Consider the following 14,735-nt stretch of genomic DNA (forward strand, 5'->3'; position numbering starts at 1 on the left):
GGCTAGCGCAAGGGTGGCAGGAGGACGAACCGCCGAGCGGCCAGTCGCCGGTAGTGGTACTCCTCCCGCCAGGGGTATCTGAGTTCCTCCGAGCTCAACAATCCAGCCTGGACCAGAGCATCCAACCGCTCCGGCAACTCACCCCGTTCCAGACGGAACACTTCGAGCGCGGCCTCGATGCGGACGCGTTGGGCATCGGAAACATGACGCTGGGCCGCTGGGTCCGCGAACGCCGTGGCCCCGCGCGTGCGCTCCGCATCGGAGAGCGCCACCCGGAAGACGACCACCCCCAGCACCGCCAGCACCAGCATGGTGGCCACCACGCGCCCCACCGCGCCCACCAGCCGTGAGAGCAGCCGCTCGTCACCTGGGGCCGGAGCCCTTGCGCCCTCGGGGTGGATGACCCGGACATACTCGCCCTTCACCAGGTTGTGCAGCGCCTTGCAGGTCTCGAACTCGCCCAGGCAGCAGACATCCACCAGCTTGCGCAAATCCCGGCCGGGCGCGATTTCGTCGTACACGCGGCGCTCGGTGCCCGCGATGACGCCCAGCTCGCCGCCCTCCTCGCCCTCGCGGGGCGGGGGCAGCGCCTTGAGCCGCTCGAAGGAGAGGTCGTCGCGGTGGATGGACTTCCGGATGACGGGCCACTCGTCCACCATCCGGAAGCCCTCCATGAGCACCGTCTCGGCGCGCAGGGGGCGGATGGCCTCGGCGTCGGGCTCCACGGGCTCCTGGATGAACTCGTAGGTGCCGGCCTTCCACGTGAAGAGGCGGTAGAGCGTCTCCGTGGCCTGCAGCTGCATCATCGACTGGAAGCGCTCGGTGGTGAGCGCCTGGCTGGAGACGAGCACGTCGCCCAGCCGCTTCAGGGTGCGCCGCTGCGTCTCCAGCGCCGCCTCCAGCTGCGTCTCGGTGATGAGCTCGGCGCGCACCAGCATGGCGCCGATGAGGTCCTTGCGCTTGCGGGTGACGCTCTCGACCTTGATGATGTGGCCGTCCCGGAAGCCGATGCGGACCTCCTGGTCCTTGTTCTCCAGTTGCAGCGAGCCCGTCTTCTGCTGCTGGCCGATGAGCTGGAGGATGTCGCCGATGCCGAAGTCCTTGAGCGTTCCCTTCAGGGACATGGCTACTCCTCTCCCCTGCGCAGCCGGACCAGGCCCCGCAGCGACATCAGGTGGATGCCCACCAGCAGCAGCACCGCCGGCACCAGCTTGAGGTACAGCGGCGCGTCCGCGTACGGCGCGCGCACCAGGCCCCGGTACAGCAGCGAGGCGGCCAGCGCGAAGAGGAACAGGAAGGCGTACAGCGCCCCGCGCACCGTGCTCCCGGAGAAGACGTGTCCCGCGCCGGACAGGAGCGTGCCCACCGCGTACGTCACCCGCCCCACCCAGGCCTGGTGCCGCTGCACTTCATCCGCCTTGCGCTGACGCAGCTGCTGGGGAACCAGGCCCCTGCGACTGAAGACGTTCACGCACTGGCCACACTGCGTGCTGCCCACGCCCAGCTCCGGGTCGCACCGCGTGCACACAGGACGGCCGCAGCGCTCACACACCTTCGCGGCCTTCAGCCGTCGCGCCGCAACGCCCCAGAGCACCAGCAGCCCCGCCACGCCGGCGGGAAGCAGCCAGGACACCGGCCCCGGCGCCACGCCCGGCAACACCCAGCCGGCCAGCTGCGCCTCCACCCGCCGCCCCGCCTCCGAGCCGTCCGCGAGCGACAGCCACTCCGACGCGGGCACCGTGGGCGCGAGCGTCAACAGGTTGAGCAGCAAGCGGTCATCCGGAGGGGGCTCGCGGCGGAGCAGCTCGCCATCGAGCGCCTGCGCGGACGCGGTCGCCGTGGCCGCGCGGTCCAGTTCCTTGCCCACCTCCGAGTCCGGCAGCGTCTTGGCCCGCCGGCGGTGGAGCTGCGCCAGGTTGTAGTGCGGCGCGGCCATCCTCGGGTCGGCCTGCGAGGCCTGCACGTAGAGCTGCGCGGCGCCGTCCACGTCCCCCAGCCCCACCAGCGTGTTGCCGAAGCGGGTCAACAGGCGCGCGTCCCCGCTGCGCACGGCCGAGGCCGCCTTGAAGTGCGTGCGGGCGTCCTCCAGCAGGCCACGGCGCGACTCGTAGTGCCCCAGCGCGTTGAGCTCCGCGAAGGTGGCCGCGCGCGACTCGTGACGCGCCTTGACGCGGGCCACCGCGCCCTCGGCGGACAGGCCACCGCGCTCCAACAGAAACACGTCCTCGGCGGGCGTGCCCGCGAACGCCGTCACCCGGGTGAGCTGCCCCGCGGCGAGCGGCGTCAGGCCGAGCCCCGCCACCAGCACGGCGGAGACGACGCGCTCCCGGTTCGTCAGGTACGCCGCCACCACGGCGAGCAGCACCAGCAGCCGGGGCACCAGCCCCCACGGCAGCGTCAGCGGCAGCCCGAGCAGCAGCACCCCGAGCAGCGCCGACTGCCAGCGCGCGACGGCTCGCGGCAGCAGGTGGTGGAAGTCGTGCAGCGCGTAGCGCACGCGCCTGAGGAACAGCAGCGCGACGAAGAGCACGGCCGTGGCCGACCAGGCCAGGAGCAACAGCGAGCCCAGGTCCGCCAGCGCCGGCCCCCGGTAGCGGGGGTCCAACGCGAGGGACAGGAAGGCGGCGCGAAGCTCGCCCAGCACCCGGCCCACGGCGGTGAAGTCCTCCTGGGCATAGAGCTCCGCGAGCTCGAAGTGCGCCAGCGGGAGCCGGGGCGACAGCTCCACCGCGAGCCGGGCCAGCCGCACCGCGCCGCCCATGTCCCCGGCCCGACGCCGGACATCGGACTCGCGGAGGAAGCCGACGCTGATGGGCTCCAGGTCCGCGGCGAGCAGCTCCTGCTTGAGCGTCAGGAGTTCCTGCTGCGCCTTCTCGGCCGTGCCGACGTCGTTCGTCGAGCGCGCCTGCCGCCAGCGGTCCCACACCGCGAGCACCTCCTCGTCCGACACCCGGGGCGTCAGGATGGGGCTCAGCACGGGGCGGGGCACGATGACGGGGGGCGGCGCGGGCTCGACGACGGGCGGGGTGGGCGTGGCGGCGCGCGCGGGAGGCGGTCTGGCCTTCTCTCCCCGTCCCGTGCGCCGGGAGGCTGGATCCTGCTCGTCCTCGACTTCGGTTTCACCCTCCTCGACGGGGGTGTCGTCCTCGGGCCCGGCCGCGTCGTAGGACTCATCCTGGAGGTCGGGCTCGAGCGGGCCCGGATCCACCTCCTGGAGGCGCGTGGGCGCCTCGAGCTGCGCGAGGGCCGACGCAGGGGACAGGAGCAGCAGGCCCGAGAGGAGGAGGGAGGGAAGCAGGAAGCGGATCATCCAGGGTTCGGATGATAGGCGAGCCGGGCCGAACCACGAAAGACAACGCCACCTGTCCGGTCAGGACCGGCTTTCCGGGACGGCCGGCCAGGACCACGTGTTACAGGGTCGGCATGTCGCGGGACGGCCCGCGCGAGGGAGGCGTGAACGACATGGGGACCCCCGGGACCGAGCTGGAACGTCTGGTGGACATCATGCGGCGGCTGCGGGCCCCGGACGGCTGTCCCTGGGACAGGGAGCAGACGCTGGGCACGCTGCGGCCCTACCTCCTCGAGGAGGCCTTCGAGGTCCTGGACGAGATGGACCGCGTCACCGAGGGCGGCCCCTGGCACCCGCTGTGTGAAGAGCTGGGAGACCTGCTCTTCCAGATTGTCTTCCACGCCCAGCTCGCCGCCGAGCGGGGTGAGTTCACCATGGCCGACGTCAGCCGGGCCATCAGCGACAAGCTCACCCGCCGCCACCCCCACGTCTTCGGCGAGCAGCGCGTGGACGGCTCCGAGCAGGTGCTGGCCAACTGGGCGAAGCTCAAGGCCGAGGAGCGCAAGAAGAAGACGGGCAGCGAGGGCTCCGTCCTGGACGGCGTCCCCTCCGCCGCGCCCGCCCTGCTGCGCGCCGAGCGGCTCACCGAGAAGGCCAGCCGCATCGGCTTCGACTGGCCGGACCTGGCCGGCGTGCGAGGCAAGCTGGCCGAGGAGCTGGTCGAGCTGGACGAGGCCATCGCCTCCGGGGACAGGGCCGCCATCGAGCATGAGCTGGGCGACGTCCTCTTCTCCCTGGCCAACCTCGCGCGCTTCGTGAAGACCCCCGCCGAGGACGCGCTGCGACTGGCGAGCCTCCGCTTCACCCGGCGCTTCCAGCACATCGAGGCCGCACTCCGGGCCGAGGGGGTCCCCTTCGGCGGAGCCACCCTGGAGCACATGGAGCGCCACTGGCAGGCGGCCAAGTCCCAGGAGAAATCCCTCCCGCCCCCCACCCTGCCCCGCGCGCCCCTGTCCACCCTGCGCCTGGGCGTGGTGGATCTGGAGGCCCAGGCCGCCTTCTGGACGCCGCTGGCGGCCCTGCTCGGGTGGATCATCCCGGCCCCTGCCCCGGCGGATGAGGCCCGCTACGAGAGCGGATCCATCCGGCTGGTCTTCCAGCGCGCGAAGACGGCGGCGACAGGGGCCACCCTCACCCTGGAGGCACCGTCCGAGCACGCGGTGGCGCTGATCCGCCGGCAGGTGGAGCGGACCTCCCCGGGCGCCGTGCTCGAAGCGAGCGCCGGGCGGATGACCTTCCGGGACCCCGCCGGGCTGGTGTGGGAATACACTACCCAGCCTGGGTGATTCCCCCGCCAGAGCCTTCTGATCGCGTCCGGAGCCCGGAAAACCCGTCCGTACGCACACGCCCGTCTTGACGCCTGCGAGGCGTCGCAGTAAGGACGGCCCCTCTTTTTAGCCTGCCTTTCGCTGGAGATTTCTCTTGGCCAACACCAAGTCCGCAGAGAAGCGTTACCGTCAGTCCCAGAAGCGCCGCGCCCGGAACGTCACCGTCCGCACGGACGTGAAGAGCGCCGTGAAGTCCGCCCGGGAGGCCATCGGCTCCAAGGACGGCGCCAAGAAGACGGACGCGCTCAAGGCGGCTTCCAAGGCGCTGAGCAAGGCCGCGACGAAGGGCGTCATCCACAAGCGCACCGCCTCGCGCCGCATCTCCCGCCTGGCCAAGGCCGCCGCCAAGAGCGCGCGTCAGGCCTGATGCACCCGGGGGCCTCTCGACAGGTCCCCGCCCAGTCCTCGAAACAGGCTCCCCGGGAGGAGGCTCCGCGCCTCCTCACCAGGTGCTGGCGAGCCGATCGAACCCATCCCGCATGAGCACCTGCGCCAACCGGTCCAGGGCCGCCTGACGGTTGGACTCGGCCTCGAGGATGTCTCCGCTCCCCGGCAGGTAGTCCTCGGTCCCCGAGATGACTGTCTCCTGGGGTGGCTGTCCTTCCCGCACCAGCCGCAGGCGCACCGTCGCGGCGACGCGGAAGAAGCGGCCCACGATGGTGGGCGAGCTCCACAGCGACAGCACCGCCCCCTCCACCTTCGCGTCGCACGACGCCCCGCTGCCCAGCCGCCCCACGCGCGTCAGCTCCTGGCGGAAGTGGCGCGTGAAGAGCGTCTCCAGCGCGGGCTCCGGCGTGTCGTTGGTGAAGATGGGCGCGCACACGGACTTCACGCCCTCGGGCAGCCCCTCGCCGCGCGGCGTGAAGCGGTAGCCACACCCGGACAGCAGCAGGGAGCCCACCCCCAAGCCCGACAGCAGCACGGCCACGTGGAGACGCCGTGAGGCGGACTTCGAGCGGAGCGACATGGGCGGCACCCTACCCGCCCCGGCCCTTGCGTCAAGCGTGAGGCCCGTCCACCGGGCGCCCGTCCGCGTCCGTCACCACCACGCCCCGCGCCTTCACCGCGCTCGCCAGCGTGCGCCAGGCCTGGAGCAGCCGCGCGTCCCGCTCCGAGCCCCGCCGCGCGAGCCCCAGGGACCAGCGCGTCGTGCCGCCGGTGGACGTCTCCAGCACCAGCGTGTGCACGCGGCACACGGCCGCCAGCAGCACCCCCAGCGCCGTCAATCCGAAGGCCACGACCTTGAGCACCAGCACCGACGTCACGGCCCCCAGCGCACCGAAGCCGCAGAGCATCAGCGCTTCCAGGAAGGGCCGTGACTCGAGCGTCAGCGCGCGCAGGTGGACCAGCTCCACCACCCGGGGAGAGACGCCCTCCGCCATGCGATAGGAGAGCCGCCCCGCCTCGCCGACGAGCTGGCGGCCTCCCCCCAGGTCCGCCGTCAGGAACGGCCCGGGAGGAGCGGGAGGCGGCACGTCCGCCGGCGGTGGGGCCGGCAGCGGCGCGTCCGGCAGGGGCGCGCCACACGCGATGCACCGCGCGCCGCCGGCCGCCTGGGGCCGACCGCACGCGGTGCACATGACGAGGACCTCGGTGGGCACCCGACTCCCCGCTCAGCCGACGACGAAGTTCACCAGCCGCTTGGGCACGAAGACGAACTTGCGCAGCGTCTTGCCGGTGATGGCGGACTTCACCCGCTCGTCCGCCTCCGCCGCCGCGCGCACGTCCGCCTCGCTCGCGTCCGCGGGCACCTGGATCTCCGCGCGCAGCTTGCCGTTCACCTGCACCGCGTAGGGGATGACGTCATCCACCACCAGGGCCGGGTCGAACTCGGGCCACGTCTGCGAGACGGTGAGCTGCGCGCTGCCGTAGGCCTCCGCGATTTCATCCGCGATGTGCGGCGCGAAGGGCGTGAGCATCATCGACAACAGGCGCACCGCCTCCGCCATGGCCGCCTTCTCCGCGGGCGTCTCCGGCGTGCCCGCGTCGGAGAGCGCGTTGAGGCACTCCATGATGCCCGCGATGGCGGTGTTGAAGGACAGCCGCTCGATGGCCTCCCCCACCCGCTTCAGGCCCTTGTGCGCCGCGCGGCGGATCTCCAGCGCCTTGCCCTCGAAGGGGCCCGCGTGCGTGGCGCCCGCCACGGCGGCCTGGTGCGTGGAGGCCAGCACCCAGACGCGCTTCAGGAAGCGGAACACGCCCTCCACCTGGGCGTCGGACCAGTCGAAGTCACGCTCCGGCGGGCCGGCGAACGCCACGTACGCGCGCGCCGTATCCGCGCCGTACTTCTCGATGATGGAGGCCGGCGCGACGACGTTGCCCCAGCGCTTGGACATCTTGCGCTTGTCCGGACCGTTGACGATGCCCTGGGTGATCAGCCGCGTGACGGGCTCGTCCACCGGGCTCAAGCCCAAGAGCTTCATCACCCGGGTCCAGAACCGGAAGTACAACAGGTGCATCACCGCGTGCTCGGGCCCGCCCACGTAGATGTCCACGGGCAGGAAGCGCTGGGCCTCCTTCGGGTCGAACGGCGCGGCGTCGTAGTGCGGAGACAGGTAGCGCGCGAAGTACCAGCAGGAGTCGACGAAGGTGTCCATCGTCTCCGCCTCCCGGCGCGCGGGGCCACCGCACCTGGGGCACGTGGTGTTCACCCACGAGGCGACCTTGGCCAGCGGGGGCTCGCCCTTGCCGGTGAGCACCTCCTGCACGTCGATTTCGGGCAGCTTCACGGGCAGCTGCGACTCGGGCACGGGGATGCCGTGGCGCTGCGGGTCGCACTTCTCGCAGTAGACGATGGGGATGGGCGTGCCCCAGTAGCGCTGGCGGCTGAAGCCCCAGTCCTTCTGGCGGTACGTCACCGTCGCGCGGCCTCGGCCCTCCGACTCCAGCTTGCGCGCCATCTCCTGACGCGCCGCCTCGGACGTCTTCCCGCTGTACTCACCGGAGTCCACCAGCACGCCGTACTCGGTGTACGCCGCCTCCAGCGCGTCGCCCGCGGGCAGCGGGTCGCCCGAGGCCGGCTGGATGACGACCTTCACGGGCAGGCTGTACTTGCGCGCGAAGGCGAAGTCGCGCTCGTCGTGCGCGGGCACGCTCATCACCGCGCCGGTGCCGTAGTCGCTCAACACGAAGTTGGCGATCCACACGGGCACCGGCTGGCCGGTGAACGGGTTGAGGGCGTGGGCGCCCGTGAAGACGCCCTCCTTCTCCGTGTCCTCGCCCGTGCGCTCCGTCTTGGACTGGGCCGCCATCTTCTTCACGAAGGCGTCCACGTCCGCGCGGCGCTCGGGCGTCGTCACCTGGGCCACCAGCTTGTGGTCCGGCGCCAGCACCACGTAGGTGCAGCCGTAGAGGGTGTCCACGCGCGTGGTGAACACGCGGATGGAGGCGTCATGCCCCTGGACGCGGAAGTCCGCCTCCGCGCCATCCGAGCGCCCAATCCAGTTGCGCTGCATGGACGTGATGCGGTCCGGCCACTCCTTGAGCGTGTCCAGCGCGTCCAACAAATCCTGGGAGAAGGCGGTGATGCGGAAGGCCCACTCGGGCATCTCGCGGTCCACCACGGGCGAGGAGCAGCGCTCGCACACGCCGTCCTTCACCTGCTCGTTGGCGATGACTGTGTGGCAGCCGGTACACCAGTTCACCTTGCTGAAGCGGCGATAGACGAGCCCCTTCTCCAGCATCTTGATGAAGAACCACTGGTTCCAGCGGTAGTACTCCGGCTGGCTGGTGTTCACCTCGCGGGACCAGTCGTAGCTGTAGCCCAGGCTCTTCATCTCCGCCTTGAAGGAGACGATGTTCTCCTGGGTGCGGATGGCCGGGTGCACGCCGTCCTTGATGGCCGCGTTCTCCGCCGGCAGGCCGAACGCGTCCCAGCCCATGGGGTGCAGCACGTCGTAGCCGCGCATCAGGAAGTAGCGCGCGTACACATCCCCGATGAGGTAGTTGCGCACGTGTCCCATGTGCATCTTGCCACTGGGGTACGGCAGCATCTCGAGCACGTACTTCTTCGGTGCGCCCGGACGCTTGCCCGCCCGGAAGATGCCGGCCTCGTCCCAACGGGCCTGCCACTTACCTTCAATCGCCTGCGGCTCGTAACGCTCGTTCATCGCCATATCCGCTGCGCCTCTTATGGGAGGGCCGGCCCTGGGGGCAACCAATCTCGCCGGCCACTCCTGGCCGACGGAGCCCGCTTTCTCCGGCTGACCCGAGAGAACCCCCGGCCCGGCCGTTCTGTGCCCGCCGCGCGCATGGAACCGGGCGGCCGCAGGCACGGATGCACCGCGCCAACACAGCCCGCTACAGCGCCGCCCTGCGGGGGCTGCTGCGGTGACGCCTCCACCCTCCCCACCACGTCGACCTTGCGGAGATCCACGACGTCCCCCCTCGGGTAGGGACACCGCGTCCCTCGTGGCGCCGGTCCATCGCGCTTCGCGTCACTCAGCTCTCAATACGAGATCGGAATATTTCCGTTTGGATGGATTTGGCCAACATTCTTGAAAAACAAGTCTTACCATTGACTTGGTTCAGTTCACCCACCGACGATTCGCGCCCACGGCACCTGCAGGGGGGGCCGTTCCCACCGTTGCGAGGAAAGATCCGAATGACGCTTAAGAGAGCGTTGATTCCGGGGTGCGTGATCGCACTCTTCTCGTTGGAAACCATGGCGCAGGAGGCCACCACTCCGGCTCCCGAGCCGCAGGCTCCCGCGGCGCAGGCTCCGGCGACCCCGGCACCCGCTCAGGCTCCGGCCGCCACCACTCCAGCCTCCCCCCCGCCCGCCGCGGCGCCCGCGCCCTCCTTGGGCCGCACGGTGAAGGGACGCGTCGCGGACCGGCTGACGAACGAGGGCCTGCCGCTGGTGCGCGTCATCATCAAGGGCACCACCCAGGGCGTGGAGACGGAGCTGGACGGCACGTTCTCGCTGCCCAACGTCCCGCCGGGGGCCACCACGCTGCTGTTCTCCAGCCAGGACTACGGCGAGCGTGAGGTGCGCGTCGGCGCCACGCAGGACAACGTGAACGTGGCGCTCGACAACGTCTTCTCCGAGGAGATGGTCGTCGTGGGCCGCGCCTCCGAGCTGGCGCGCAAGCACCTGGCCAACTCCGTGGCCTCCGTCAGCGCGGAGGAGATGAACCGCGCGCCCGCGCAGACGGTGGACCAGGCCCTCCAGGGCAAGATCGCCGGCGCCAACATCCAGCAGAACTCCGGCGCCCCGGGCGGCGGCATCCAGATGCGCCTGCGCGGCGTGTCCACCATCAACGGCTCCACCGCGCCCCTCTACGTCATCGACGGCGTGCTCGTCAGCGACGTGGCCATCGCCTCGGGCGTGTACGTGGTGACCGACTCGGTGGGCGGCTCCAACCCGAACCCCACCCAGGACAACCAGGTCAACCGCATCGCGGACATCAACCCCAACGACATCGAGAGCATCGAGGTCCTCAAGGGCGCGTCCGCCGCCGCCATCTACGGCTCCAAGGCCGCCAACGGCGTCGTCATCATCAACACCAAGCGCGGCCGCGCCGGCGAGCCCAAGGTGGAGCTCACCCAGCGCGTGGGCATGTACACGCTGGCCAACAAGCTGGGCACCCGCCGCTTCGAGACGGTGGAAGAGGCCGTGGAGACCTTCGGTCCGGAGGCCGCCAACTACTGGACCGGCAACCGGTATGACCACGAGGCCAAGTTGAGCGGCCGGCGGGACCTGTCCACGGAGACGCTCGCCAGCGTGAGCGGCGCCAGCGGCAACACGCGCTACTTCGCGTCCGCGATGCTCCGCAACGACGAGGGCATCATCAAGAACACCGGGTACGAGAAGGAGTCGTTCCGCCTCAACCTGGGTCAGACGATCGGCGAGGTGGTGGAGGTGAACGTCGCCACCAACCTCATCCACACGCTGGGTCAGCGCGGTCTGACGAACAACGACAACCAGACCATCACCAACTACATGGTGCTGCCCAACGTGCCCGAGTTCCTGAACATGGACCCGGACGCGGCCGGCGTGTACCCCACCAACCCGTTCCTCGGCAACGGCGCCAACCCGCTGCAGACGGCCGCGCTGGTGAAGAACGACGAGGACGTGTGGCGCTTCATCGGGTCCGGTGACGCCACCGTGCACCTGATGAAGACGGACGAGCACCACCTGCGCGTGCTGGCCAACGCGGGCGTGGACCGCTTCCAGCAGGAGAACCGGCTGCTGTTCCCGCCCGAGCTCAACTTCGAGCCGGTGGACGACACCTTCCCGGGCACGTCGCTGTTCGGCACCAGCCAGGTGCGCAACCTCAACGGCGGCCTCAACCTGGTGCACAGCTACAAGCCGGCCTCCAAGTTCCTCAGCGCCACCACGTCCGTCGGTGTGCAGCTCGAGGAGCGCCGCATCGACTCCACCTACGTCATCAGCGAGAACCTCAACGCCGGCCAGCCCGGCGTGGACAACGGCACCGTGATTGGCGTGCGCGACGACGCCAACCACGTGAGGGACCGCGGCTACTACCTGCAGGAGGAGGTGCTCCTGCTCGAGGAGCGGCTGACCCTGGTGGGCGCCGTGCGTGGCGAGCAGTCCAGCGTCAACGGCAACCCCAACAAGCTGTTCTTCTTCCCCAAGCTGGCGGCCGCGTACCGCATCCCCACGCTGCCGGCGTTCATGAACGAGCTGAAGGTCCGCGCGGCCTACGGCGAGACGGGCAACCTGCCCCAGTACGGCATGAAGTTCAGCGGCATGAGCGCGCTGAACAACGTGCAGGGAACCCCGGGCCTCATCGGCACGGGCGTGGCGGGCGACCCGAACATCCGTCCGGAGCGCCAGCGTGAAATCGAGGCCGGTGTCGACGCGCTGCTGTTCGGCGGCGACCTGACGCTGGAGCTGTCCGTGTACCAGCGTGGCATCAGCGACATGCTGCTGCGCCGCGCGCTGCCCACCTCCACGGGCTTCACCACCCAGTTCGTCAACGGCGGCTCGCTGCGCAACCGCGGCATCGAGGCCATGGTGCAGGTGACGCCGCTGAGCGGCCCGCTCGAGTGGACCAGCTCCGCGACCTTCGCGCTCAACCGCAGCAAGGTGACGAACCTGCCGGTGGCGCCCTTCCAGGCGGGCGGCTTCGGCAACTCGCTGGGCGCGTTCTTCATCGAGGAGGGCGCGTCCGCCACGCAGATCGTCGGCAACGTGGGCCGCGACGCGAACGGCAACCCCATCGTCCGCAAGATTGGCGACACGGAGCCCACCTTCACCATGGGCTTCGCCAACACGCTGCGCTACGCGGACGTGACGCTGTCCTTCCTGTGGCACTGGCAGCAGGGCAGCGACATCATCAACCTGACGCGCTACCTGTATGACAGCGCGGGCACCTCCGCGGACTTCGAGACGGCGGGCCGTGAGCGCGTGGCGAACCGCCGGGGCAACGCGACCATCTACATCGAGGACGCGACGTTCCTGAAGCTGCGCGAGGTGACGCTCAGCTACAACCTGCCCAAGAGCTGGGTGTCCGCCATCCCGAAGCTCCAGAACGCGCGGCTGAGCCTCAGCGGCCGCAACCTCCTGGTGTTCACGGGCTACTCGGGTCTGGACCCCGAGGTGAGCAACTTCGGCAACCAGGCCATCGCGCGCAACATCGACGTCGCCCCGTTCCCTCCCAGCCGCAGCTTCTGGACGTCGCTCGACGTCGGGTTCTAAGCCATGAACATGTACCAGACGAAGAAGACCCTGTTGGCGTTGTGCGCGGCGGTGGGCCTGGGCGGCTGCGGCAGCCTGGACATCGGCGACCTCAACAACCCCAGCCTGGATGATTTCCGCGACAACCCCACCGTCTCCGGCGTCAACAGCGCGTCCACGGGCCTGCTGCTGGGCCACCGCGCGGGCGTGTCGGCGCCGAACGGCTACGTCGCTCAGCTGGGCGTCATCGGCCGCGAGGCGTACGTGTTCGACCCCGCGGACCCGCGCGCCATCGACGAGATGCTCGGCCCCGTCATGGACCCGGGCGCCGCGGCCTTCGGCGGCAACTACTGGACGGCGCCCTACGCCAACATCCGCAACGCCAACACCCTGCTGGCCGCGCTGGAGAAGGTGGCGGGCCTGTCGGACGCGCAGAAGGAGGGCGTGCGCGGCTTCGCGAAGACGATGCAGGCGCTCGACTTCCTGGTGGTCATCAACACGCGTGACACCCAGGGCGCGCCCATCGACGTGGACCGCCCGCTGGGCGCGGACCTGGCCCCCATCGAGGGCAAGGACGCGGTGTTCGCCCACATCGCCGGGCTGCTCGACACGGCCGCGGGCCACCTGGACAACGCCGGGGACAGCTTCTCGTTCCGGCTGAGCACGGGCTTCAACGGCTTCGACACGCCGGCGACGTTCCGCACGTTCAACCGCGCCGTCCGCGCGCGAGTGGCCGTGTACATGGGCCGCAACGAGGACGCGCTCACGGCGCTGAGCCAGTCCTTCATCACCGCCAACGTCCCGGCCGATGACGGCGCGAAGGCCGCGGCCCTCGCCTCGCTCAACGTCGGCGTCTACCACGTCTTCCGCGCGGCCTCCGGCGACGCGGACAACGGCCTGTTGTCCACCACCGTCTTCGCCCACCCGTCCATCGCGACGGACGCGGAGACCGCGGGCGCGGGTGGCCCGGTGGATGACCGCGTGACGCGCAAGACGGTCAAGCTCAACGCCCCCGTCAGCGCCGCGGACGGCAAGCTGACGACGGACCTGCGCTTCACGCTGTACACGTCCGCGGACGCGCCCGTGCCCATCATCCGCAACGAGGAGCTCATCCTCCTGCGCGCCGAGGCCAACATCGGCATGGGCCAGATTGGCGCCGCCGCGGATGACCTCAACTACATCCGCACCCGCTCCGGCCGCCTGCCGGCGCGCACGGACATCACCGCGGAGAACGCCGTGGACGAGCTGCTCAAGCAGAAGCGCTACTCGCTGATGTTCGAGGGCGGCCACCGGTGGATCGACATGCGCCGCTACGGGAAGCTGGACGAGCTGCCGCGCAACCTGGACCCCAACGTCCCGCCGCACGCGTTCTTCCCCATCCCCGTCGCCGAGGTCAACGGACGGCAGTAGCCGTCCTCCGGGGCTCCAGCGCCAACGCCTGGAGCCCCCGTCGTCACAGCCCCGGGTGCGCGCATCGTCGCTCGCCCGGGGCGTTTCATTTCAGCGAGGAGGCCTGCCCAGCCCCGCGCGCTCCGCGACGAGCGCTCCCAGCGCGGACCAGTCCAGGTCTCCATGTCCCTGGGCCACGCCGCCCAGGTACTGGTCCCTCACGAGGCTGGCCAGCGGCATGGGCACCTCCGCCGCGCGCGCCGCCTCCAGCACCAGCCCCACGTCCTTGAGCCCCAGCCGCAGGGCGAAGCCCGCCGGCGAGTACCGCTCCTCCGCGATGGCGCGGGCGTAGTTGGCGAAGATGGGCGAGCTTGCGAAGACGGACTGGAACACCTCCAGGAACTGTCGGGGCTCGACGCCGGACTTGCGCGTGAAGGCGAACGCCTCCGCGAGCGCCTCCAGCATCGACGCGATGAGGAAGTTGCCCGACAGCTTCACCACGTTGGCCATGGACGCGTGCTCGCCCAGCACCGTGAGGCCCCGGCCCAGCGACTCCAGCAGCGGCTTGACGCGCTCCACGTCCACCTGCGCGCCCGCGGCCACCACCCACAGCTGCTTCGCCTCGGCGGCCTCGGGACGGCCGAACACGGGCGCCGCCACGTAGCCCTGCCCCGCGCTGGCGTGCGCGTCCGTCAGGCGCTGGGAGAGCGCCACGGAGATGGTGCTCGAGGAGACGTGCACCGCGCCCTTGCCCAGCCCCTCGACGATGCCCTGGGCTCCCAAGGACACGGCCTCCGCCGCCACATCGTCCGCGAGCATGCTGAACACCACGTCCGCGCCCCGGGCCGCGTCCGCCGGAGTCGTCGCCGCGCGCGCGCCCTGCTTCACCAGGGGCTCGCCTCGCGCCGGTGAGCGGTTCCACACCGTCAGCGCATGCCCGGCGCCAAGCAGGCTCTTCGCCATGGGCAGACCCATGTTGCCCAGTCCCACGAATCCCACCTTCATGTCGCGCTCCCGTCGGTTC

The 14,735-nt window shown here is 70.6% G+C and carries 10 protein-coding genes; 4 read left to right on the forward strand and 6 right to left on the reverse strand.

Annotation, left to right across the window (positions count from 1 at the left end):
• Positions 1-2: 2 nt before the first annotated feature.
• Together K8625_RS39905 and K8625_RS39910 are read right to left on the reverse strand one after the other, a co-directional pair.
• Positions 3-1,124 carry a DUF4388 domain-containing protein gene (locus K8625_RS39905; protein WP_223745826.1) on the reverse strand — a complete coding sequence of 374 codons (1,122 nt, stop codon included), beginning with the start codon at positions 1,122-1,124 and terminating at the stop codon, positions 3-5.
• 2 nt (positions 1,125-1,126) lie between these two features.
• On the reverse strand, positions 1,127-3,310 hold the full coding sequence (locus K8625_RS39910; protein WP_223745825.1) for a M48 family metallopeptidase: 2,184 nt from the start codon (positions 3,308-3,310) through the stop codon (positions 1,127-1,129).
• A gap of 152 nt (positions 3,311-3,462) precedes the next feature.
• Here K8625_RS39910 and mazG point away from each other — a divergent pair, with 152 nt between their 5' ends.
• Both mazG and rpsT read left to right on the forward strand, forming a co-directional pair.
• Complete coding sequence (gene mazG / locus K8625_RS39915) at positions 3,463-4,635, forward strand: nucleoside triphosphate pyrophosphohydrolase (RefSeq protein ID WP_223745824.1); 1,173 nt, start codon at positions 3,463-3,465, stop codon at positions 4,633-4,635.
• 136 nt (positions 4,636-4,771) lie between these two features.
• Entirely contained in the window at positions 4,772-5,044 is a 273-nt protein-coding gene (gene rpsT, locus K8625_RS39920; RefSeq protein WP_141332110.1) for a 30S ribosomal protein S20, read from the forward strand.
• Positions 5,045-5,119: 75 nt separating this feature from the next.
• Here rpsT and lptE read toward each other — a convergent pair whose 3' ends face one another.
• From lptE to leuS, 3 genes are read right to left on the reverse strand one after another with little or no spacing between them, the layout of a single operon-like run.
• Entirely contained in the window at positions 5,120-5,644 is a 525-nt protein-coding gene (lptE, locus tag K8625_RS39925; RefSeq protein WP_141332109.1) for an LPS assembly lipoprotein LptE, read from the reverse strand.
• A gap of 31 nt (positions 5,645-5,675) precedes the next feature.
• Complete coding sequence (locus K8625_RS39930; RefSeq protein WP_223745823.1) at positions 5,676-6,278, reverse strand: hypothetical protein; 603 nt, start codon at positions 6,276-6,278, stop codon at positions 5,676-5,678.
• Positions 6,279-6,290: 12 nt separating this feature from the next.
• Positions 6,291-8,792 carry a leucine--tRNA ligase gene (leuS, locus tag K8625_RS39935; protein WP_223745822.1) on the reverse strand — a complete coding sequence of 834 codons (2,502 nt, stop codon included), beginning with the start codon at positions 8,790-8,792 and terminating at the stop codon, positions 6,291-6,293.
• A gap of 698 nt (positions 8,793-9,490) precedes the next feature.
• Here leuS and K8625_RS39940 point away from each other — a divergent pair.
• Both K8625_RS39940 and K8625_RS39945 read left to right on the forward strand, forming a co-directional pair.
• Positions 9,491-12,343: a SusC/RagA family TonB-linked outer membrane protein gene (locus K8625_RS39940; RefSeq protein ID WP_370640307.1), complete on the forward strand. Its 2,853-nt coding sequence runs from the start codon at positions 9,491-9,493 to the stop codon at positions 12,341-12,343.
• Positions 12,344-12,346: 3 nt separating this feature from the next.
• Positions 12,347-13,732, forward strand: a complete 1,386-nt coding sequence (locus K8625_RS39945) for a RagB/SusD family nutrient uptake outer membrane protein (protein WP_223745820.1) — start codon at positions 12,347-12,349, stop codon at positions 13,730-13,732.
• A 90-nt stretch (positions 13,733-13,822) separates the two neighbouring features.
• Here K8625_RS39945 and K8625_RS39950 read toward each other — a convergent pair whose 3' ends face one another.
• Positions 13,823-14,716 carry an NAD(P)-dependent oxidoreductase gene (locus K8625_RS39950; RefSeq protein WP_223745819.1) on the reverse strand — a complete coding sequence of 298 codons (894 nt, stop codon included), beginning with the start codon at positions 14,714-14,716 and terminating at the stop codon, positions 13,823-13,825.
• Between the last annotated feature and the right edge of the window lie 19 nt (positions 14,717-14,735).

This window comes from Myxococcus sp. AS-1-15 (genome assembly GCF_020037055.1).
GTDB classification, from domain to species: domain Bacteria; phylum Myxococcota; class Myxococcia; order Myxococcales; family Myxococcaceae; genus Myxococcus; species Myxococcus fulvus.

Excerpts from the sequence above, each read along its gene's own strand:
- K8625_RS39905 (WP_223745826.1), bottom strand. The coding sequence starts at position 1,124 with ATGTCCCTGAAGGGAACGCTCAAGGACTTCGGCATCGGCGACATCCTC.
- K8625_RS39910 (WP_223745825.1), bottom strand. The coding sequence starts at position 3,310 with ATGATCCGCTTCCTGCTTCCCTCCCTCCTCCTCTCGGGCCTGCTGCTC.
- mazG (WP_223745824.1), top strand. The coding sequence starts at position 3,463 with ATGGGGACCCCCGGGACCGAGCTGGAACGTCTGGTGGACATCATGCGG.
- lptE (WP_141332109.1), bottom strand. The coding sequence starts at position 5,644 with ATGTCGCTCCGCTCGAAGTCCGCCTCACGGCGTCTCCACGTGGCCGTG.
- leuS (WP_223745822.1), bottom strand. The coding sequence starts at position 8,792 with ATGGCGATGAACGAGCGTTACGAGCCGCAGGCGATTGAAGGTAAGTGG.
- K8625_RS39945 (WP_223745820.1), top strand. The coding sequence starts at position 12,347 with ATGAACATGTACCAGACGAAGAAGACCCTGTTGGCGTTGTGCGCGGCG.
- K8625_RS39950 (WP_223745819.1), bottom strand. The coding sequence starts at position 14,716 with ATGAAGGTGGGATTCGTGGGACTGGGCAACATGGGTCTGCCCATGGCG.